This is a genomic window from Arthrobacter sp. NicSoilB11, assembly GCF_019977375.1.
In the GTDB taxonomy this organism is placed as follows: Bacteria; Actinomycetota; Actinomycetes; order Actinomycetales; family Micrococcaceae; genus Arthrobacter.
Window position 1 is genome coordinate 4,079,291 of sequence record NZ_AP024657.1, and the last position, 20,723, is coordinate 4,100,013.

Annotated in this window: 16 protein-coding genes; 10 read left to right on the plus strand and 6 right to left on the minus strand. The window is 66.9% G+C overall.

The genetic code is table 11. The features are described from left to right. Window positions 1-71: 71 nt before the first annotated feature. Both LDO14_RS19040 and LDO14_RS19045 read left to right on the plus strand, forming a co-directional pair. On the plus strand, window positions 72-212 hold the full coding sequence (locus LDO14_RS19040) for a hypothetical protein (protein WP_018769964.1): 141 nt from the start codon (window positions 72-74) through the stop codon (window positions 210-212). Then, window positions 209-1,390, plus strand: a complete 1,182-nt coding sequence (locus LDO14_RS19045) for a N(5)-(carboxyethyl)ornithine synthase (RefSeq protein WP_056391939.1) — start codon at window positions 209-211, stop codon at window positions 1,388-1,390. Before LDO14_RS19040 ends, LDO14_RS19045 begins: the two co-directional genes overlap by 4 nt. Here the strand turns inward: LDO14_RS19045 and LDO14_RS19050 are convergent. Continuing rightward, on the minus strand, window positions 1,387-2,766 hold the full coding sequence (locus tag LDO14_RS19050) for an MFS transporter (protein ID WP_018769962.1): 1,380 nt from the start codon (window positions 2,764-2,766) through the stop codon (window positions 1,387-1,389). The genes LDO14_RS19045 and LDO14_RS19050 overlap by 4 nt on opposite strands. Window positions 2,767-2,906: 140 nt before the next feature. On the opposite strand from LDO14_RS19050, the gene LDO14_RS19055 reads away from it, so the two are divergent. Together LDO14_RS19055 and LDO14_RS19060 are read left to right on the plus strand one after the other, a co-directional pair. Next, window positions 2,907-3,761, plus strand: a complete 855-nt coding sequence (locus LDO14_RS19055; protein WP_018769961.1) for a LysR substrate-binding domain-containing protein — start codon at window positions 2,907-2,909, stop codon at window positions 3,759-3,761. A gap of 168 nt (window positions 3,762-3,929) precedes the next feature. Further along, on the plus strand, window positions 3,930-4,244 hold the full coding sequence (locus LDO14_RS19060; RefSeq protein WP_018769960.1) for a hypothetical protein: 315 nt from the start codon (window positions 3,930-3,932) through the stop codon (window positions 4,242-4,244). A 140-nt stretch (window positions 4,245-4,384) separates the two neighbouring features. Here the strand turns inward: LDO14_RS19060 and LDO14_RS19065 are convergent, their stop codons facing one another. Then, on the minus strand, window positions 4,385-7,891 hold the full coding sequence (locus LDO14_RS19065) for a bifunctional proline dehydrogenase/L-glutamate gamma-semialdehyde dehydrogenase (RefSeq protein ID WP_223992904.1): 3,507 nt from the start codon (window positions 7,889-7,891) through the stop codon (window positions 4,385-4,387). A 304-nt stretch (window positions 7,892-8,195) separates the two neighbouring features. Next, window positions 8,196-9,659: an amino acid permease gene (locus LDO14_RS19070; RefSeq protein ID WP_026265879.1), complete on the minus strand. Its 1,464-nt coding sequence runs from the start codon at window positions 9,657-9,659 to the stop codon at window positions 8,196-8,198. Between the two features lie 155 nt (window positions 9,660-9,814). Here LDO14_RS19070 and LDO14_RS19075 point away from each other — a divergent pair, with 155 nt between their 5' ends. The 4 genes from LDO14_RS19075 to LDO14_RS19090 all read left to right on the plus strand — a co-directional run bounded on the left by LDO14_RS19075 (window position 9,815) and on the right by LDO14_RS19090 (window position 13,488). Further along, window positions 9,815-10,729, plus strand: a complete 915-nt coding sequence (locus LDO14_RS19075; RefSeq protein WP_018769957.1) for a LysR substrate-binding domain-containing protein — start codon at window positions 9,815-9,817, stop codon at window positions 10,727-10,729. A gap of 167 nt (window positions 10,730-10,896) precedes the next feature. Continuing rightward, a complete protein-coding gene (panD, locus tag LDO14_RS19080; RefSeq protein WP_026265878.1) occupies window positions 10,897-11,322 on the plus strand; it encodes an aspartate 1-decarboxylase in 426 nt (141 codons plus the stop codon). Window positions 11,323-11,373: 51 nt separating this feature from the next. After that, window positions 11,374-12,300, plus strand: a complete 927-nt coding sequence (locus tag LDO14_RS19085) for an AEC family transporter (RefSeq protein WP_223992906.1) — start codon at window positions 11,374-11,376, stop codon at window positions 12,298-12,300. 42 nt (window positions 12,301-12,342) lie between these two features. Beyond that, window positions 12,343-13,488: an FAD-dependent oxidoreductase gene (locus LDO14_RS19090; protein WP_223992908.1), complete on the plus strand. Its 1,146-nt coding sequence runs from the start codon at window positions 12,343-12,345 to the stop codon at window positions 13,486-13,488. A 37-nt stretch (window positions 13,489-13,525) separates the two neighbouring features. Here LDO14_RS19090 and LDO14_RS19095 read toward each other — a convergent pair whose 3' ends face one another. The 3 genes from LDO14_RS19095 to LDO14_RS19105 all read right to left on the minus strand — a co-directional run bounded on the left by LDO14_RS19095 (window position 13,526) and on the right by LDO14_RS19105 (window position 18,931). Next, window positions 13,526-15,028 carry an MFS transporter gene (locus LDO14_RS19095; RefSeq protein WP_223992910.1) on the minus strand — a complete coding sequence of 501 codons (1,503 nt, stop codon included), beginning with the start codon at window positions 15,026-15,028 and terminating at the stop codon, window positions 13,526-13,528. A 64-nt stretch (window positions 15,029-15,092) separates the two neighbouring features. Next, on the minus strand, window positions 15,093-17,723 hold the full coding sequence (locus LDO14_RS19100; RefSeq protein ID WP_056391950.1) for a trehalase-like domain-containing protein: 2,631 nt from the start codon (window positions 17,721-17,723) through the stop codon (window positions 15,093-15,095). Window positions 17,724-17,941: 218 nt separating this feature from the next. Then, the gene (locus LDO14_RS19105) at window positions 17,942-18,931 is read right to left on the minus strand and encodes an LLM class flavin-dependent oxidoreductase (protein ID WP_223992913.1); all 990 of its coding nucleotides are present in this window, start codon (window positions 18,929-18,931) and stop codon (window positions 17,942-17,944) included. 141 nt (window positions 18,932-19,072) lie between these two features. On the opposite strand from LDO14_RS19105, the gene LDO14_RS19110 reads away from it, so the two are divergent. Together LDO14_RS19110 and LDO14_RS19115 are read left to right on the plus strand one after the other, a co-directional pair. Then, window positions 19,073-19,945, plus strand: coding sequence for an aldo/keto reductase (locus tag LDO14_RS19110; RefSeq protein ID WP_018769950.1), 873 nt, complete (start codon window positions 19,073-19,075; stop codon window positions 19,943-19,945). Window positions 19,946-19,969: 24 nt separating this feature from the next. Next, window positions 19,970-20,668 (plus strand): type 1 glutamine amidotransferase domain-containing protein, encoded by a 699-nt coding sequence (locus LDO14_RS19115; RefSeq protein WP_223992915.1) that lies wholly within the window; start codon window positions 19,970-19,972, stop codon window positions 20,666-20,668. Window positions 20,669-20,723 lie beyond the last annotated feature (55 nt).

Below are 20,723 nucleotides of genomic sequence, written 5' to 3' on the forward strand. Positions count from 1 at the left end.
CGGCGCGTATTAGGTACAGGGGTGTAGGGTCGGTAGTCAGGAACCTTTTCGGTTCCGCTACAGGAGCAATCATGGCTGACAAGTCCCCGCGTCAAACGGCATCAAAAAAGTCCGGCAAGTCCCTCAAGGAAAAGCGCGCAGACAAGAAGGCCGCCGCTGCGCCGGCCAGCTCCCTGGACATCACATCCAGCAAGGCCGCTAAGAAGAAGTGACAGGCCAACAGGCCCAGCTGAGCCTGGGCGTCCTGGCCACTACGCGGAAACCGGACGAGCGCCGGGTTCCCATCCATCCCCTGCATTTTGAGCGGATCGACCCCGAACTCCGCGGACGCATCATCCTGGAACAGGGCTACGGCGAGCGCTTCGGTGTTCCGGACAGCCACCTCTCCACCTTGGTGGGAAGAATGGCGGACAGGGAAGAGCTACTGGCCGCGGCCGACGTCGTGCTCCTGCCCAAACCCCAGCCGGAAGACCTTGCCGACATGCGCGATGGGCAGGTCCTCTGGGGGTGGCCGCACTGCGTCCAGGACCGTGCCATCACCCAACTCGCCATTGACAAGAAGCTCACCCTCATCGCCTTTGAGGCGATGAACCACTGGGCCAGCGACGGCGGGTTCGGCCTGCACGTGTTCCACAAGAACAACGAACTTGCCGGCTACTGTTCGGTCCTGCACGCGCTGGCCCTGACCGGTTCCACCGGGGACTACGGGCGCCGCCTCAGTGCCATGGTGATCGGTTTCGGCGCCACCGCCCGCGGGGCTGTGACGGCACTGAACGCACACGGCGTCCACGACGTCCAGGTGCTCACCAACCGCGGTGTGGCTGCGGTGGGTGCCCCTATCCATTCGGTGAACATCGTGCAGTTTGACCACGACGCCGAGGCCCCCTTCCTGAGCCAGGTCATCACCGAGCGGGGCCGGGTTCCGCTGGCCCCGTTCCTCGCCGAAAGCGACATCGTGGTCAACTGCACGCTGCAGGACCCCAACAACCCGCTGACGTACCTGCGGCCAGAGGACCTGGCGGGATTCCGCCCGGGCAGCCTCATCATCGATGTCTCCTGTGATGAGGGCATGGGATTCAGCTGGGCCCGCTCCACCACGTTTGCCGATCCGATGTTTACGGTCGGGGACCACATCAACTACTACGCGGTGGACCACAGCCCCTCCTACCTCTGGAACTCCTCCAGCTGGGAGATCAGCCAGGCCCTGCAGCCGTTCCTCGAAACCGTGATGGCCGGTCCTGACGCCTGGGAAGGCAATGACACCATCGCGCGGGCCATCGAGATCCGTGACGGGGTCATCCGCAATGAAGCCGTGCTCCAGTTCCAGGAGCGCTCCCCGGAGTATCCGCACCAGGTTCTTCACATGGCGGACCGGCTGGCGCAGTCCTAGGCACCTGCGTGGCGGCTGACGATCCTCACCGGGTGGCCGCCTTTCAGGTCCATCCGGAGCTTCAATCCACCCTTGCGCGCCAGGACCACCGCCACCGTCATGGCCGCCAGCGCGGGAACACCGCCGGATACCAGCAGGGCAACGTGGGGATCGGCATGTTCGGCGATCCAGCCCAGCATGGGGCCGCCCAGCGCCTGGCCCCCGATCAGCACCATGATGTACAGGCTCATCACGCGGCCGCGGATGGCCATGTTGGAACTGACCTGCACCAGCTGGTTTGAGCCGGTAAGGAACATCAGGCACCAGAACCCGGACAGGACCATCACGGCCCCGAACCACACCATGGACGGGGCGAGGGTTGCGAGGCAGAGCATCAGGCCATACATCCCCGCGCAGAACACCACGGACCGCAGGCGGAGCTGCCGACGGCGGGTGGACGCCACGGCGCCGGACAGGGCACCCAGTGCCACCAGGGCGTTGAGGAGTCCGTACCCGCCGGCGCCCACCTGGAAGATGTGGTCCGCGTAGGCGGCAAGCAGCACCGGCAGGCTCATGGCGAAGACCGAGATGAACCCTGCCATGAGCCATGGCCAGTAGATGGTGGGCTTGCTCAGGGCGTAGCGCAGCCCTTCCCGGAGCATGCCCTTGCTCTTGGGCGTCGGGGCGCTGACGTACAGCTGGTCCTTGCGCAGGAGCAGGAGCATGGTCACCGTTGAGCAGCAGGCCAGGGCGTTCGCCGCGAACGCCCAGCCCGCCCCTACTGCCGTCAGGAGCAGGCCCGCGATCGCAGGGCCGATCAGCCCGCCCAGCTGGAAGGTGGTGGAGTTGACGCTGATGGCGTTCCGCAGATACTTGGGGCCGACGAGTTCATTGACGAACACCTGCCGTGCGGGCTGGTCAAGGACGGTCACCAGGCCCAGGACGCAGGCGATGACATAGACATGCCAGACCATGATGACGCCGGTGAGGGCCAGCAGGGCCAGTGATGCAGCCAGGATGGCGGCCACAGCCTGGCACAGGATGAGGATTTTCCGCTTGGCGAACCGGTCGGCGATCATGCCGCCCCACGGGCCAAGCAGCAGGGAGGGCATGAACTGCAGGGCCACCGTGAATCCGACGGCCGTCACCGATCCCGAGAGCTGCAGCACCAGCCAGTCCTGGGCGATGCGCTGCATCCAGATGGCAATGACGGCGATGAAGTGGCCCACGGCGAAGATCCGGAAGTTGGGCACTTTCAACGAGATGAAGGTGTGCTTCCAGGGGAGCTTTTCGGCGACGACGGCGAGCGGCTGGGTCTGGTTGTCCGGCGGCGGTGTGCCCGCGGCGTCGATGACTGGTTGGGAGACGGAGGCCGACGAAGGCGGTGGGGGTGCCACAGGAGTGTCCTCAAATTGCGGGCGGTCTGGGATGTCTTTAACGCTAGGCTGGCGGAGCAGATTATGGAGGCGTATGGTCCCTATAACTCGTATTGCGAAACGCAATAACCCATCCAGAGTGGAAGGCCCGGGAACCCACAATGTTTGAACCAGCCCAGCTGCGTTCCTTCCTCGCGGTGGCGGACACCCTGAGTTTCACCAAGGCCGCCGAGCGCCTGGGCCTGGCCCAGCCCACCATCAGCCAGCACATCCGAAAACTTGAAGCGGCCGCCAAACGCAGCCTGATTGCCCGGGATACCCGGGACGTCAGGCTCACGGACAACGGCGACGCCATGGCGGGTTTTGCCCGCAACATCCTGTCCGCGCACGACGCCGCCGCGCGCTACTTCTCCGGCTCGGCAATGCGCGGCCGCCTGAGGTTCGGCACCGCGGACGACCTCGCCATCACCGGGCTGCCCCGGATCCTGCGTGAATTCCGGCAGATCTACCCGCAGATCAACCTGGAACTGACCGTTGGGCAAAGCGACCAGCTGTACCGGAAGCTCAACGCCGGACAGCTGGACCTGGTGTTCGTGAAATGGGTTGCCGGCGCAAAGGACGGCACCGTGGTCCAGCACGATTCCTTCTCCTGGGTGGGGCTGGAGCAGACGGTGCTGGAGCCTGGGACGCCCGTGCCCTTGATCGCCTACCCTTCCCCGAGCCTCAGCCGAAAGCTGGCCATCGATGCGCTGGAAGCCCATGGCAGGACCTGGCGGATTACCTGCACCACCCGCCAGATCAGCGGCGTGCTTGCGGCAGTCCGGGCCGGCATCGGCGTGGCCGTGATGCCGACGTCGCTGGTGCCTGAGGACCTGAAAATCATCACGCGCCGGTTCGATCTTCCGGCGGTGGGGGATGTGGATTTCACGCTGATCCGCAACCCGTTGGCCAACGCCGAGGTGATCGACGCCCTCACCCAATCGATCGTCGGAAGGACCATTAACCGCCAAACTTAACTCCCTACCGGCACAAATTCCTGCATTTAGGGGAGTTAGGGGGCCCGTGTCCATTGATAGGGGAGGTGCCATCCCCTATGCTCAATTACCAAGGTCAAGCAGCAGGCCGGTTCACTAAAACAAGCGCGCATCCGCATGCCGGAAAGCCGCGCTTGGGACAGGCAGCCAATGACGACAGCCAGGAACATCCATCTCGGTTCAGCGCACGCGCGCCCGTACAACACCGCACGGCCGTCCACCCGCCAGAACACCCTCGGAACCGGACACGCCTCCGTGGACTCCGGCTACGTGGGAAAACCCACTTGCGACAAATGCCGTACGGACGAGTTCGTCTACCTCGAATCGTACATTCCGCCCACCTACCGGCGTGACGGAACCGTAGCCACTCTTGGCGAAGTGGCGTACACCTGCACCCGCTGCGAGGAATTCTCGGCCCACAGCGTCCCGGCCACCTGGACACCACCGGGCTGGTATCTGGGCTAGCGAGACCGGCTAAACACACTGCTCTAAAGAGGCAAGGCCCTAAAGAAACAAGGCCGGGCAGCCACCGTTCGGTGGCTGCCCGGCCTTTCCTTGCGCCTGGCTCCGGCGCGCGGGTTTCAAGGGATCAGAGCCTCAATGGCTCAGATCAGCGCGTCCGACAGGTGGTTCGGGGTGCCGAACCGGTGTGCCGTGATGCTGACGGCCTGCTCGTGCAGGAACGGAAGCAGTTCCACGCGCCCGGCCTCTGTGACGGCGTGGGCATAGATGGCCACGTCCGGCCGGCCGCCGGTCGCATCGGCGAGCGCGGAAGCGTCGCCGCCGATCAGGCGGATGCGCGCACCGGACAGTTTGCCCGCGGAGGCGAGGCCCGCCGCCGAAGCCAGCCAGCCGGCGTCGGACTCCACCACTACGTCGATATCAAGGGCGGTGAGCACGGAGCGCAGCTGGGCGGGAAGTTCGACGGCGGTGGACACGGTGACTGCCGAACCCGCCAGCACGCCGGCCGCCACAGTCCGGACGAGGTGCGCCAGCGGCGCGCCTTCGGAGAGCCGGATGGTGACCGGCAGGCTCCGGTAGCGGAAGATGTTGCGCTCGGCGCTGAGTCCGGAGACGTCCTTGGCGGTGCCGAACTCCTCGGCCCACGCTTCGGCGTCGGAGGCCAGTGCGCGCTGGACGGATTCGAGCTCGGCGGGCTGCAGGGCGGGGCCGGCGGCGTTGACGATGCGCCGCACGCCGGGGTGGGTGACAGCGGCATTCGCCGAGGCCGTTCCCGGCGCCCAATCGCCGAGCCCGGCCAGGTAGTTGGGGCCGCCGGCCTTGGTTCCGGCGCCGACGGCGGACTTCTTCCAGCCGCCGAACGGCTGGCGCTGCACGATCGCGCCGGTGATGCCGCGGTTCACATAGAGGTTGCCGGCCTGGATGGTGTCCAGCCAGATGCCCAGCTCCTCGGAGTTCAGCGAGTGCAGGCCTGCGGTGAGGCCGTACTCGATCTGGTTCTGGATGGCGATGGCCTCTTCCAGCGTGTCAGCGGTCATCACACCCAGGACCGGGCCGAAGAACTCGGTCAGGTGGAAGTAGGAGCCGCGCTTGACGCCGTACCGCACGCCGGGGCTCCACAGCCGCCCGGTGTCATCCAGCTTCCGCGGTTCCACGGCCCAGTTCTCGCCGTCGCCCAGGGTGGTCAGGGCGTTGAGGAGTTTGCCGTTGGCGGGCTCGATGATGGGGCCCATCTGGCTGGTGGGGTCCTGCGGGTAGCCCACCTTCAGGGACGTCACGGCGTCAATCAGCTGGTTGTGGAAGCGCTTGGACTTGGCAACCGAGCCCACAAGGATCACCAGCGAGGCCGCGGAGCACTTCTGGCCGGCATGGCCGAACGCGGAGTAGGCCGCATCCTTGGCCGCCAGGTCCAGGTCTGCGCTGGGCGTGACGATGATGGCATTTTTGCCGCTCGTTTCAGCAAGCAGCGGCAGGTCCTTGCGGAAGGAACGGAACAGCTCGGCGGTTTCGTAGCCGCCGGTGAGGATCACGCGGTCCACGGACGGGTGGCTGATCAGCTGCCGGCCCAGTTCCCGCTCCCCCAGCTGCACCATGGTCAGCACGCCCTTGGGCACGCCGGCTTCCCACAGGGCTTCGATCATCACGGCGCCGCTGCGTGCGGCCTGCTTGGCAGGCTTGATGACGACGGCGGAGCCGGCGGCGAGTGCCGCGAGGGTGGACCCTGCGGGGATGGCGACCGGGAAGTTCCAGGGCGGCGTGACAACGGTGAGCTTGGCTGGGACGAACGTGGCGCCGTCGACCGTGTCCAGCTTCCGCGCGGACTCGGCGTAGTAGTGGGCGAAGTCCACGGCTTCGCTGACCTCGGGGTCGCCCTGGTCGATCGTCTTGCCGGTCTCGCTGGCCATGACCTCCAGGAGGTCGGCCCGGCGGGCTTCCAGGATCTCTCCGGCCCGGTGCAGGATCTCGGCGCGTTCGTTGCCGGAGAGTTCTCCCCAGGCCTTGCCCTTTTCCACGGCGTTGGCGATGGCCGCGTTGAGGGTTGCTTCGTCGTTGATGAACGCGGCCTTGACCGACGCGTTGCCCAGGGTGGAGGCCGGGACGCGTTCCAGGATGGCGCGGCCCCAGGTGCGGTTGGCCGGCAGCGCGGGATCGGTGTCCGGGGTGTTCTTGAAACCGGCGTGCGGCATGGGCTCCGGCGGGAGGTTGCGGTCCTGGCGGCGGTTGGGCAGCGGCACGCTGTTGTCCAGGGCGTCGAGCGAGGACAGGAAGCGCTGCTTTTCGCGCTCGAAGAGGCCTTCGTTTTCGCTGAGTTCGAAGACGGCGGACATGAAGTTTTCCTGGCTGGCACCTTCTTCCAGGCGGCGGATCAGGTAGGCGATGGCGACGTCGAACTCGGAGGGGTGCACCACGGGGGTGTAGAGCAGCAGGGAGCCCACGTCCTTCTTGACGGCCTCTGCCTGGCCCTGCGCCATGCCCAGCAGCATCTCGAACTCGATGCCGGACTCCACGCCGCGCTGCTTGGCCAGGAGCCAGGCGAAGGCGATGTCGAACAGGTTGTGGCCGGCCACGCCGATCCGGATGTTCTGGATCCGGTCCGGGTGCAGCGCGTAGTTGATGACCCGCTTGTAGCTCGTGTCCGAGTCCTGCTTGGTGCCCCAGGTGGCCAGCGGCCAGTCATGCAGGGAGGCCTCCACCTGCTCCATGGGCAGGTTGGCACCCTTGACCACGCGGACCTTGATGCCCGCGCCGCCCTTGGCGCGGCGCTCGGCGGCCCAGTCCTGCAGGCGGATCATGGCGGAGAGTGCGTCCGGGAGGTAGGCCTGGAGCACGATGCCGGCTTCGAGGTCCTTGAACTCGGGCTTGTCCAGGATCCTGGTGAAGACCGCGATGGTCATGTCCAGGTCCTTGTACTCCTCCATGTCCAGGTTGATGAACTTGGCCTTCTTCCCCGCACCGGCGAAGGAGTTTGCGCGTTGGAAGAGCGGGGTGAGCTTTTCGACGACGTGTTCCACGGCTTCATCGAACGCCCAGGCAGAGTGCGGGGCCACGGTGGAGGAGACCTTGATGGAAACGTAGTCGACGTCGGGACGGGCCAGCAGCGTGTGCGTGCCCTCGAGCCGGCGGGACGCCTCGTGCTCCCCCAGGACTGCCTCGCCGAGGAGGTTGACGTTGAGCTTGATGCCGTCCTTGCGGATCTTGGCGATGGCCGGGCCCAGCTTGGCGTCGGTGGCGTCAACGATGAGGTGGCCCACCATTTCACGGAGCACCCTGCGGGCGATGGGGATGACCACCTGCGGCACGACGGGGGCCATGGTGCCGCCGAGGGCCACGGCGCTGCGCATGTACCAGGGCAGGAAGGCCGGGACCTTGGGGGCGAGCTTGGCCAGGTTGCGGGCCGCCACGTTCAGGTCCTCGGGACGGACCACGCCGTCCACGAAGCCCACTGTGAAGTCCAGGCCGTTCGGGTCCTTCAGCACGCCTGCCAGCTGCTCGGCGGAAGCGTCCACGGGGACCTTGGCGGCCTCGGTGAGCCAGCGCCGGACCAAGGCGACAGACTCATTGGCGAGGGCCTTTGCCTGGGGGACGTCGACGTCGACGGTCTGCGGTGCGGTACCGGCTGAAGTTGCTGGTTCCATTGCAACGTGGGTCATGATTTTTCCCGATCTTTCGTGCCGTGGGAGAAGGTCTTTCCATCAGTATGAGCTTCTGCTCACATAAGATAAAGCGATCTTTTCCAACCAATACAGGTTAGGAATACCGATGTTTTGAGGACCTGGTTCCGCCCCCGCACGCCCGCTCACCTTTGACGCCCGAAACCTCAACGCCCGCTCACTTCCGGCAACAAACAGCGAACCCCCGCTCACTGGGTGAGCGGGGGTTCGCTGCGGGACGCCCATAAGTGAGCGGGGGTTCCCGGAAAACCCGCCGGATGTGAGCGGGCGTCCCGGAGGTGGGCTAGGCGAGGGGGCGGTGCAGCTCCACGAGCTCCTCATGGCGCGGGCTGTTGGGGTTCATCAGCGAGTGCTTGCGGCCGTAGCCGAAGTAGATGGCCAGGCCGATGATCAGCCACACCACGAACCGCAGCCAGGTCTCCCAGTGCAGCTGCAGCATCAGGAAGGCCGAGGCAAGGACGCCGAAGGCCGGAACCAGGGGCATCAGCGGCAGGCGGAACGTGCGTGGGGCGTCGGGGCGCTTGTAGCGGAAGATGATCACGGACAGGCAGACGACGACGAACGCGGCCAGGATGCCGATATTGGTCAGGTCAGCGACCGCCTTGATGGGGAACACGCCGGCAAGGAAAGCGGACGCGATGCCGCCGATCCAGGTGACGCGCTGCGGGGTGCCGTGGCGGTCAGTCTTGGAGAACCAGCCGGGGAGCAGGCCGTCGCGGCTCATGGAGAACCAGACGCGGGTAACGCCCAGGAGGAACGTCAGCATCACGGTGAGGATGGACAGCACGGCGAACACAGAGATGATGGTGGCGATGACCGGGAGCCCCACGGAGGTGAAGGCCGAGGCGAAGCCCGCCTTGGGGTCGATGTCCTTGTAGTTCTGCATGCCGGTGAGGACCAGGGTGGCGGCAACGTAAAGCAGCATGGCGATGATGAGCGAAAGCACGATGGCCTTGGGCATGTGCTTCTTGCCGTCCTTGGCTTCCTCTGCCGCGGTGCTCATGGCGTCGTAGCCGAACACGGCGAAGAAGACTGTGGCGGAGCCTGCCACCACGGGACCGAAGCCGCTGGGCATGAACGGGTTGTAGTTGTTGGTGTCGATGTAGAAGATGCCCAGCCCGATGATGAAGAGGATCAGGATGACCTTGATGGCCACGGCCACGAGTTCGAACCGGCCGAACGCCTTGGTGCCGCGGGAGAGGATCCAGGTCACCAGCAGGCAGACCAGGATGGCGGGAATGTTGACGATGCCGCCCTTGCCCTCGTCTGCGGTGGAGGTCATCCAGGTGGGCAAATGGATGCCGATGCCGGCGAGGAAGGCGTCAAGGTAGCCGGAGATGCCGATGGCCACCACCGCCACAATGGCAATGTATTCCAGCAGCAGGTCCCAGCCGATGAACCAGCCGATCACCTCGCCGAGCGCTACGTAGCCATAGGTGTAGGCGGAGCCGGCGCGCGGGATCATGCCCGCGAACTCCGCGTAGGACAGGGCTGCGGCCGCTGAGGCCAGGCCTGCGATCAGGAAGGAAATCAGTACCGCGGGCCCCACCCCGGGTGTTCCTTCGCTGCCGGCGGCCACCAGTCCCGCGAGGGAAAAGATGCCGACGCCGATGATTCCGCCAACGCCGATGGCGGTGAGCTGCCACAGGCCAAGGGACTTGAACAGTCCGCTGTGCTTGTTTTCTTCTTCGATGTCATCAATAGGCTTGCGCCGCATGATCGATTGGCTCATATCTTTACTGCTCATCAGGAACTCCTGCTTGGGGTGCGACCCCGCCGCGGCACGCCAAGGAAACTGGCTGTGACGGGGGTAACTCGGTTTCAACAGTATGCGTGCGCGGTTGCGTTAGATAAAGTGACTACTTCTAACCTATATTCATTAGTTTCAGTTAGGAATCCATCATGCTTGACGTCCGCAGGCTTCGGCTGCTCCGCGAGTTAAGCATCCGGGGGACGCTGGCAGAGGTGGCTGAGGCACTGCAGTACAGCCCGTCGTCGGTATCCCAGCAGCTGGCCCTGCTGGAGAAGGAAGTGGGCGTGGAACTGCTCCGGAAGACCGGGCGGCGGGTGCAGCTGACACCCCAGGCGGAGGTGCTCGTGGCGCACACGGCGCAGCTGCTGGAAACCATGGAGCAGGCCGAAGCGGACCTGGCCGCGTCCCTGACCACAGTCACGGGGACGGTGCGGATTGCCGTGTTCCAGTCCGCGGCGCTGGCCCTGATGCCGGACACCCTCACCCGCATGGCCACCGCCTACCCCGAGGTCCGGATCGAGATGATCCAGCGCGAGCCCGAGACCGCGCTGCATGAGACATGGGCGCGCGACTTCGACCTGGTCATCGCCGAGCAATACCCCGGGCACGCCGCCCCGCGCTATCCGGAGCTGGACCGGGTAAAGCTGACCACCGACGCTATCCGGCTGGCGGTCCCCCCGGCGTCCGACGGCGGCCCGGCCATTCGCGGAATCGAGGACACGGCGCACCTCGCCTGGGTCATGGAACCGAGGGGTGCCGCATCGCGCCATTGGGCGGAACAGGCCTGCCGCAGCGCCGGCTTCGAGCCCGATGTCCGCTTTGAGACCGCAGACCTGCAGGCCCAGGCACGCCTGATCGAGTCCGGCAATGCCGTGGCCCTGATGCCGGACCTGGTGTGGACCGGCCGTGGCACCACGGCCCAGCTGCTGGAGCTTCCCGGCAAGCCGCACCGCACCATCTTCACCTCGGTCCGCCGCTCCAGCGCCCAGCGCCCGGCCATCCTGGCCGCCCGGGAGACCCTGGCGGCGGCCGCCGCCGCAGTGGCAAGGGACGACGCCGGGTGACCGGCCGCCGTCGTACGCACCCTTCCCTGCGCCGCCACACAGCACGTCGTTGCGCAGGTGCGCACCCTGCGCAGCGATCCCCGGCATCACTGCGCAGCAGCGTACGTGACTCTTGTGTTTCCTGCGTCACTGCGGGCAGAAGGCCGCAGGTCTAGACTGGAGCCGTTATGAATCGAACAATGTTCAAGTCCAAAATCCACCGGGCCACCGTCACGCACGCCGACCTGCACTACGTTGGGTCGGTCACCGTGGACCTTGACCTGCTCGAGGCCGCCGACATCCTCCCCGGCGAGCTGGTGTCCATTGTGGATGTCACCAACGGCGCACGGCTTGAGACCTACACCATTGCCGGCGAGCGCGGCTCCGGCGTGATCGGCATCAATGGTGCAGCGGCGCATCTCATGCACGAGAACGACATTGTCATCCTCATCACCTACGCCCAGATGACCACCGAAGAGGCCAAGGCCTACGAGCCCCGCGTGGTCCATGTGGACGAAAACAACCGGATGATCCAGCTGGGCAACGATCCCGCAGAGGGCCTCACCCCCGGGATGATGCGCCCCCCTTTCGCGCTTAACAACGCCACCCTGTAACCGGAGCGTGCAACCCGGTCCTTTACTCCAGTGCGCCCAAAAGGCTGATCCTTGCTAGGGGTGCTGGCCGGGTTCTTCGTGGTCTGGTGCATCATCCTGGTGGGATGGTTCGTGGGCCGGCGGAGGATCCTGGGCGACAACGCCCGGCCCGTACTCAGCGGCCTCACCTTCTTCGTCGCCAGCCCGGCGCTGCTCTTCGAAACCCTCAGCAAGGCCCGGCTGCAGGAAGTGTTCGCCGAACCGCTGCTGGTTACCGCGGCGGCGGCCATCACCACCGCCGCCATCTTCTTCGCCCTCGCCAGGTTATGGCTGAAGCGGGCGCTCCCCGAATCGCTGATGTCCGCCATGTCAGCATCCCTGGCCAACTCGGCGAACCTGGGTATTCCCATCGCGGTATATGTCCTGGGCGACGCCAGCTACGTGGCCCCGCTGCTGATCTTCCAGCTGGCGTTCTTCACCCCGACGTTCCTGATGATCCTTGACTCGAGCACCAGCACGCACCGCACCACTGCCCTGGGCTTCTTCCTGATGATCCTGCGGAACCCCATGATTGTGGGCTCCGGCCTGGGGCTGCTGGTGGCCGGCACCGGATTCCAGGTTCCGGCGCTGGTGATGGAACCCATCCACCTCATTGGCGGCGCGGCGATTCCCGCCATGCTGATCGCTTTCGGGATGAGCCTGAACGGCACCCGCCCGCTGCAGGCCTCGGCCGGGCGGCGCGTGGACACCCTGCTGGCGAGCGGCTTCAAGCTGGTGGTCCAGCCGGCCCTTGCCTATGTTTTCGCGCGCTTCGCGCTGGGGATGGACGGCCATGCCCTGTTCGCGGTGGTGGTCACGTCGGCCCTGCCCACCGCGCAGAACGTGTTCGTGGCCGCCAGCCGGTACCAGACGGGGCTCACCGTGGCGAAGGACACCGTGCTGATCACCACCGTGGTGGCAGTGCCGGCGATGATCGGCGTCGCGCTTTTGTTGGCATAAGCCTGTGAATCTGTTGAACCGCACACCCAGCTTGGAGGGCTGATGAACACTGTTCTTGACACCGTGGTGATCGGCGGCGGCGCCATGGGCTCCGCCGCCGCGTGGGCGTTGTCCCGCCGCGGCCGGCAGGTAACGCTGGTGGAGCAGTTCGGTCCCGGGCACAGGATCGGCGCATCCCACGGGGCAACACGGAACCTGAACCCGGGCTACCACCGGCCCGAGTACGTGGACATGCTGGCCGAGGGGCTGGCCCTGTGGGACGAGCTGGAGCAGGAAAGCGGCACACAGCTGCTGGCGCGCACCGGGATCGTCAACCACGGCCCCGGCGGGGACCTCCAAAAGGTTTCGGCTGCCCTCACCGCTGCCGGGATCCGTGCCGAGTTCCTGGACCCTGCCGAGGCGCATGAACGGTGGCGCGGCATCCGCTTCGACCAGCAGGTCCTGCACATGCCCGACGGCGGCCAGCTCAATCCGGAAGCCGCGTTGCCCGCCTTCCAGCGGCTGGCGTCCGCCCGGGGCGCCGAGATCAGGCACCACACCAAGGTGGTGGACTTTGTGGTGCTCGACGACGGCGTGCGGCTGACGCTCGAATCGGTTGCGGGCACCGAGGTGGTTACGGCAGCGCAGGCAGTGGTGACGGCAGGCGGCTGGACCGGGAAGCTGCTGGATATTCTCTCCGGCAACGCGTCAGGCGTGGACGCTGGCGGGATCCGCCTACCCCGCCTCCGGGTGACGCAGGAGCAGCCTGCGCATTTCCGGGTGGCGGACGCCGGCGCCGTGTGGCCCGGCTTCAACCACTATCCGGGCCCGGACTACCGGGGCTGGTACTCCCCTGTCTATGGCATGCAGACTCCGGGCGAGGGCATCAAGGCCGGCTGGCATGGGGTGGGACCCGTGGTGGACCCGGACCACCGCGACTTCCGGCCCGAACCGACGCAGCTGGCAGCGCTGCAGGACTACGCGCGGCAGTGGCTGCCCGGCGTCGACCCCGATGACCTCGGGGCCATCAGCTGCACGTACACCACCACCCCGGACGAGGACTTCATCCTGGACCGGGTGGGGCCTGTCGTGATCGGCGCCGGCTTCTCCGGGCACGGCTTCAAGTTCACCCCCGTCATCGGACGGATCCTGGCCGACCTTGCCACCGGGGCCCGGCCCGCGCCGTCGATCTTCCGAGCCTCCCGGTAGTCATCCCCCGGCGGGCATCGCGCCAGCCGGCATTCCACTAGACGGCGCGGCCATGGCTGGAGCCGCCTTCGGGGCTGGACACGGGTTCCGGATCGACAGGTTCCTCCACAGGTTCTGCGGCAGGCTCCGCTGTTTCGGCCTTGACGGCGGGCATGGCCAGCACCCCCGCGACGGTCAGCAACCCGGCCACCAGCGCAGCCAGGAACACAGCCCCGGACGCGGCCACCACGGTTGCGGGGTCCCCCTCGCCGCCGCTGCTGCGGCCGTAGATGGCGTTGGCCACGGCACCGAACACGGCCACGCCCAGCGCACTGCCGATGGAGCGGGCGAACATGTTGGTGCTGGTCACCACGCCGCGTTCGTGCCAGGGGACGCTGGATTGGGCGGCGATCAGGGTTGGCGTGGCCAGCAGGCCCAGGCCGAGCCCGACGACGAAGCAGCTGACGGCGATCAGCGCAACGTTGGGGGCGCCGGCGGTCAGCGACAGGATCAGCAGGCCCGCCACGGAAATGGCGATGCCGATCAGGGCCGTGGACTTGAAGCCGATGCGCAGGTAGAACCTGCCGGCCTGCGAAGCGCTGAGGGGCCAGCCGAGGGTCAGGGCTGCCAGGGCCAGGCCGGCCACCAGGGGCGAGGAAGACAGTGCTCCCTCCAGGAAGGTGGGCACGTAGGAGGTGAGGCCGATCATCACCGTGCCAACCCCGAAGGACACCAGGGCGGTAGTGGCCAGCAGGCGCCGCGATACCACCCAGGAGGGCAGGATGGGTTCGGCCGCGCGCCGCTCCACCAGGAGGAACGCGGCCAGCAGGACTGCGCCCACCACGAAGACGCCAATGCTGATGGGCGAATTCCAGGCCCAGGCCTGGCCGCCCTGGAGGGCGCCGAGGATCAGCAGGCCAAGGGAGCCGGCCAGGAGCACGGCGCCGGCGTAGTCCACCTTGTGCTTGGCGCGTTCCACGTTTTCGTGGAGCGTGCGGACCAGCATCCACCCGGCCAGCAGGCAGAGCGGGACGTTGACCAGGAAGATGCCGCGCCAGATGCCCAGCGCGGAGAAAATGCCGCCCAGGCTGGGGCCAACCACCGAGGAAACAGCCCACACGCTGGCCAGGTAGCCCTGGACCTTGGCGCGCTCCTGCAGGGTGTAGATGTCGCCCGCGATGGTGATGGACACCGGAAGCACCGCGCCGGCGCCCAGTCCCTGCAGGGCCCGGAAGGCGATCAGCGACGGCATGCTCCAGGCGAAGCCGCACAGCACGGAGCCCAGCAGGAACAGGCCAATGCCGGTCAGGATGATGGGCTTGCGGCCCGCCATGTCCGAAAGTTTCCCGTAGATGGGTACCGTGACTGCCTGCGCCAGCAGGTAGGCGGAGAACAGCCAGGGGAAGGACGAAAAGCCGCCCACGTCACGGACGATCGACGGCACGGCCGTGGCCACGATGGTGGAGTCGATGGCCACGAGTCCCGTGGACAGCATCAGTGCGATGAGGATGGGTCCGCGTTCGGACCGGAACCCCACTCCCTGGGCGCGGGCGGTCGTCATCAGTCTCGTTTCAGTAATGTGGGTCCCTGTTACCTCCACTCTACGTACCCACGACGGGAGCCGACTATCTCCTGTCCTGGTGTTCGTCCAGCAGCCGGGCACAGCGGATGAAACCCAGGTGCGAGTAGGCCTGCGGATGGTTGCCCAGGTGGGTCTCGGTGCCGGGGTCGTATTCCTCGGGGAGCAGCCCGGTGGGGCCGAAAAGGTTCACCAGCTGGTCAAAAAGGTCCCAGGCCTCATCGATGCGGCCCACGGCCACGTACGCCTCGATCAGCCAGGTGGTGCAGATGTGGAACCCGCCCTCCAGGCCCGGCAGCCCGTCGTCGTACCTGTAGCGGAAGACCGTTGGCCCCACCCGCAGCTCCCGCTCCACAGCGGTGACGGTGTCCAGGAAACGCTGGTCCGTGACGTCCAGCAGGCCGGAGAGACCGATGTGAAGGACGGCGGCATCCAGGTCCGGGCTGTCGTAGGCAACAGTGTAGGACTTCGCGGACTCGTCCCAGCCCTCACGGAGCACTTCCGCACGGATCGTGGCTGCCGCCGGCGCCCAGGCCGGGTCCGGCTCCCGGCCGTGCCGCGCCGCGGTCCGCAGCGCGCGGTCCAGGGTCACCCAGCACATCACCTTTGAATACACGTGATGCCGTGCCGCCCGCCGGGCTTCCCAGATCCCGTGGTCCGGCTCATGCCAGCGGGCCAGGACCGCCGAGGCCATCTGGATCATCAGCTCCCAGTGGTCGTCGGCGAGCGCGCCCTCGCGTTCACTCAGCGAGTGGATGAGTTCGGCCACCGGCCCAAAGACGTCCAGCTGGACCTGGTGGTCCGCCGCGTTTCCGATCCGCACCGGACGGGAGCCCGCGTACCCGGGAAGGCTGTCGACCACGGCTTCCGTGGACAGCGGCGCGCCCGTCACCGAGTAAAGGGGGTGCAGCCATTCGGGGCCGGGTGCGTGTTCGAGGATCCGGCCCAGCCAGCCCAGGAATCCGGCTGCCTCCGCCGTGGAGCCCAGGTCCACCAGCGCATTGACGGTCATGGAGGCATCCCGCAGCCAGCAGTACCGGTAATCCCAGTTCCTGGTCCCGCCGATTCCCTCGGGCAGGGAAGTGGTGGGGGCCGCGAGTACGGCGCCCGTGGGTTCATGCACCAGGGCGCGGAGCACCAGTGCCGACCGCCGTACCAGCGAGGGCTTGACCGATGGCAGGGAAAGGTTCTGCACCCACTGCCGGGCATGGAGCGCCACCCGGGCCCGCCGTTCCGTCTCCCCGCCGGGGTCCGCGGACTGCGGTTCGGTGTCCCCGCAGCGGAGGTTGAGTACCACGGGCCCGTCCTGGAGGTTGACGGATGCCGTTGCCGTGGCATGGCGGCCGTCCGAGGTGATGCTGAACGCGGCGCCCGGCGCGAACAGGATGATGGGCTCCGAGGTGCCCAGCACATGCAGTTCCCCGCCCCGCGCCTCCATGCTGAACGGGGCGTTGGCGTAGTCCGGCCGCGGAGCAAACGTGATCCTGGCTGCGCCGTGGCCCGTCAGCACCCGGACCAGGCTGGTGATGCCTTCCGGTGCGGGCTCCAGGTAGTCGGTGACCGTGACGTCCGCCCAGCGGGTTTCGACAATCATGGTGCTGTCCACGTAGCGCTGTCCCAGCACTTGGGAGGCTTTGACCGGTTCCACCGAGAAGTGCCCGGCGGCATCGCCGCCCAAAATGTGGGCGAACAGTGAACCGGAGTCCGGCAGAGGGTGGCTCATCCAGCAGATCTTCGCGTCGGGCGTCAGCAGCGCGGTGGAGGAGCCGTTGCCGATCATCGAGTGGCGTTCAAGGCCAACCGCGTCCTCCCCGAACAGCCACGCCCGCCGCAGTTCGAAGAGGAACGCCAGGACGCGGGCGAAGGATTGGGGGTCGCGGAGGCGGTGCGGTGCTGCCGTCTCGCCCGGGCCCACGTGCAGCCCGAGGTCGGGCCCGCGCAGGGTGGCGATGGCCAGTTCGTCGCTGGCGGCGTCCCCGGCGAACATGGCCGCGCTGGCCCCCAGCCGGGACCTGAGGGTCTCCAAGGCCTCGCCCTTGGACGGTTCCACCACGGACAGGTCCAGCACGGAGCCGTCCACAATGAAGAACAGCCCGTGGGCAGCAGCGATCTGCCGGGAAATTTCCGTCACGGTGGCCACCACGTCCGGCCGGGCCGGCCGGGTGTGCACCGAAACTGCCACCGGTTTGCGTTCGATCCAGATGCCCTCGTGGAAGCCGACGGCCTCGTTGAGGGCGGCATTGACCTTTTGCAGGACGGACTCGGTGGCCAGGGTCTGCGCGTGGGCGAACCCCATGTCCGCTTCGGCGCCGTGCGAACCGATGAGGTGCACCTCCGCGGGCAGCCGTGACACCGCTGCCAGGTCACGCAGTGAGCGGCCCGAGATGATCGCCGCATGGGTATTGGGCAGCGCTGCCAGCGCACGAAGCGCAATGGCCGCGCTGCCCAGCGGGAGCGTCTCGGTGGAAATGCCTTCGGCGTCGCACAGCGTTCCGCCGTAATTGCAGGCCACCAGGAGGCTGGGGACGCGGGCCAGCACCTTGAGTTCCGTGAGCAGGGCGGGGGTCAGCCCGTTGTCCGCCGCATCGGACTGGATGAAGGCGCGCAGCATGTCCAGCGGAAGGGACCGTGTGAGCAGCGCGGAATCCGCCACGCTCTGGTTCAATGGCGTCGGCATCCAAAACCCCTTTGAGGCAGGGCCAGGCCGGGAACACAGCCGCACGGACGGTCCGCGGGCTACCGGTTGGCGCCCCGGGGTTCCGGGTGGATGACCCGGGGCACATCCCATCCTCAGCCCGGGCAGTTACCCCCGGAAGTCCCCTTCATTGCGTATGTGTAAAAGTCCGACCGGCCGAGTGGCGTTGCATGTTGCGCACCGCCGGCAAACCACAGCGGCTACACCCGGACCAGCCCGGCCGCCTCGGCCAGGAGTTCCACGGACCGCAGGCGCGCCTCCGTCCCCGGGCTCTGGTGCGCCACGATGAGTTCGTCTGCATCGGCGTGCTTTCCAAAGCTGTCCAGGTAGTCAATGACGACGTCGGGCGTCCCCACTGCGGAGTACGTCATCATTTGTGCCATGTGGCGTCCCTGCGGCGAGTCCAGGATCATGTCCGCCTCGTCGTCGGTGAATTCGCGGCCGCCGCCGAAGAACAGGGAGACGCGGGCGCGCTTGGTGGCCTGGAACATGGCCTGCGCCTCGGACGCGGAGTCGGCGGCGATGACGTTGACGCCGGCGATCACGTGCGGCGCGTCCAGCTGGGCGGACGGCTTGAACTCGCTGCGGTAGATGGCCACCGCGTCCTGCAAAGCGGCGGGGGCGAAGTGCGAGGCGAAGGCGTAGGGCAGGCCCAGCTGCGCGGCCAGGCGGGCGCCGAACAGGGACGACCCCAGGATGTACAGCGGCACGTTGGTCCCCTTGCCCGGGGTGGCCTCGACGCCCTCGATGCGGGTGGGGCCGGTCAGGTAGCCCTGCAGTTCAAGGACGTCCTGCGGGAAGCTGTCGGCGGACATCGGGTCCCGGCGCAGCGCCCGCATGGTGTTCTGGTCACTGCCCGGAGCCCGGCCCAGGCCCAGGTCGATCCGTCCGGGGTGCAGCGTTTCCAGGGTGCCGAACTGCTCTGCGATGGTCAGCGGGGAATGGTTGGGCAGCATGACGCCGCCGGCGCCCAGCCGGATGCTTTCGGTGTGCGCCGCCACATGGGCGATCAGCACGCTGGTGGCGGAGGAGGCGATGGAGGACATGTTGTGGTGCTCGGCGTACCAGACGCGCCGGTAGCCCAGCTTCTCGGCGCTCTGCGCCATGGCCACGCTGCCTGCGAAACTCTCCGCCGCCGTCTGGCCTTTGCCAATGGTTGCCAGGTCAAGGATGGAGAGGGGAAGAGTCACGTCAGGTGCCGGCCTTTCAAAATGTTTCGTAGGGGGGTGCCGGCCGGATTGCGGCGGGCACGTGATGCATAACGACGGCGGGCCCCGCCTTATTTCTGTGAGCTGGGGAATACTCAGCATACTGATGAGGTTGCCGCCCCTATGAGCCATGATTCAACGAAGCAGCTGGAACTGTCCGCAACGATCGACCTCAAGGACCTGGGAACCGTGCACCGGCTGGGTTTTGGTGCCATGCGCATTGTGGGTGACGGCGTCTGGGGTGAGCCCGCAGACCGGCAGGCCGCCGTGGCCGTGGTGCGCCGCGCCGTCGAACTCGGCGTGGATTTCATTGACACCGCCGACTCGTACGGCCCCAACATCAGCGAGGAAATCATTGCCGAGGCCCTCCACCCCTACAAGGAGGGGCTGAAGATCGCCACGAAGGTGGGCTTCACACGCACGGGGCCCAACAAATGGGTTCCCGTTGGCCGGCCGGAATACCTGCGCCAGCAGACGGAACTGAGCCTGCGCAAGCTGAAGGTGGACACACTGGACCTGCTGCAGCTGCACCGCATCGATCCCAAGGTGGACGCCGAGGAGCAGTTCGGCGTGCTGCGGGAGCTCCAGGACGAAGGCAAGGTCCGCGCCCTGGGCCTGTCCCAGGTGGGCGTGGCCGAACTCGAAGCCGCCGGAAAGCACTTCACGGTGTCCACCGTCCAGAACCGCTACAACCTGACGGACCGCAGCTCCGAGGACGTGCTGCGCTACTCCGAGGAGAACGGAATCGGATTCATCCCGTGGGCGCCGATCTCCGCCGGCGAGCTCGCCCGGCCCGGCGGACCGCTGGATGAGGCCGCCAAGCGCCTTGGCGCCACCACCTCCCAGGTGGCCCTGGCCTGGCTGCTGCGCCGCTCCCCCGTGATGATGCCCATCCCCGGCACCGGCTCCGTGCAGCACCTCGAAGAGAACATGGCCGCCGCAGGCATCACGCTCGATGACGATACGTACGCGGAGCTTGAAGCGGCCGGCAAGTAGAGCATCAGAGACAGGAGAAACACCATGGCAAACATTTTGATGGTCGTCTCGGCCGCGGATTCCCTCACCATGAAGGACGGCAGCGAGCACCCCACCGGCTACTGGGCAGAGGAACTGGTGGTGGCCCACCAGACCCTGACGCAGGCCGGCAACACCGTCCACGTCGCAACCCCCGGCGGCCGGAAGCCCACCGTGGACCAAGTCAGCCTGGCTGCCGAATCGGCCGGTGGCGAGGACCGGGCACAGGGCTTCCGGGACTACCTGGAAAAGATCGACGGCGAGCTGGCGCACCCGCTGGTGCTGGCCGACGTCGACGCCGCAGCGTATGACGCCGTGGTGATGCCCGGCGGCCACGGCCCCATGGCGGACCTGTACCAGGACGCCGACCTGGGACGCCTGCTGGTGTCAGCCAACAGGGACGGCAAGATCATTGCGCCGTTCTGCCACGGTCCGGCGGGGCTGCTGAGTGCAACGGACGACGACGGCGGGTTCGCTTTCAAGGGCCGGCGTTTGACGGTCTTCACCAACGAGGAGGAGCTGGGCGGCGGGACCGGGGAGAACACCCCGTGGCTGGTGGAGGATGCGCTGAAGGAGAAGGGCGCGGTGATCGAAAACGGTGCCGCCTGGTCCTCCAACGTGGTCCGCGACGGCAACCTCATCACCGGGCAGAACCCGCAGTCCAGCGAGGACGTGGCCAAGGAAGTCCTGGCTGCACTGAGCTAGTTCAGCAAGCACAAACGGCCATAAAAGAGGGGACCAGTTCGCAATGAGCTGGTCC

Excerpts from the sequence above, each read along its gene's own strand:
- LDO14_RS19070 (WP_026265879.1), bottom strand. The coding sequence starts at position 9,659 with ATGAGCAGTAAAGATATGAGCCAATCGATCATGCGGCGCAAGCCTATT.
- panD (WP_026265878.1), top strand. The coding sequence starts at position 10,897 with ATGAATCGAACAATGTTCAAGTCCAAAATCCACCGGGCCACCGTCACG.
- LDO14_RS19060 (WP_018769960.1), top strand. The coding sequence starts at position 3,930 with ATGACGACAGCCAGGAACATCCATCTCGGTTCAGCGCACGCGCGCCCG.
- LDO14_RS19115 (WP_223992915.1), top strand. The coding sequence starts at position 19,970 with ATGGCAAACATTTTGATGGTCGTCTCGGCCGCGGATTCCCTCACCATG.
- LDO14_RS19090 (WP_223992908.1), top strand. The coding sequence starts at position 12,343 with ATGAACACTGTTCTTGACACCGTGGTGATCGGCGGCGGCGCCATGGGC.
- LDO14_RS19040 (WP_018769964.1), top strand. The coding sequence starts at position 72 with ATGGCTGACAAGTCCCCGCGTCAAACGGCATCAAAAAAGTCCGGCAAG.
- LDO14_RS19065 (WP_223992904.1), bottom strand. The coding sequence starts at position 7,891 with ATGACCCACGTTGCAATGGAACCAGCAACTTCAGCCGGTACCGCACCG.
- LDO14_RS19100 (WP_056391950.1), bottom strand. The coding sequence starts at position 17,723 with ATGCCGACGCCATTGAACCAGAGCGTGGCGGATTCCGCGCTGCTCACA.
- LDO14_RS19055 (WP_018769961.1), top strand. The coding sequence starts at position 2,907 with ATGTTTGAACCAGCCCAGCTGCGTTCCTTCCTCGCGGTGGCGGACACC.
- LDO14_RS19075 (WP_018769957.1), top strand. The coding sequence starts at position 9,815 with ATGCTTGACGTCCGCAGGCTTCGGCTGCTCCGCGAGTTAAGCATCCGG.
- LDO14_RS19110 (WP_018769950.1), top strand. The coding sequence starts at position 19,073 with ATGAGCCATGATTCAACGAAGCAGCTGGAACTGTCCGCAACGATCGAC.
- LDO14_RS19095 (WP_223992910.1), bottom strand. The coding sequence starts at position 15,028 with ATGACGACCGCCCGCGCCCAGGGAGTGGGGTTCCGGTCCGAACGCGGA.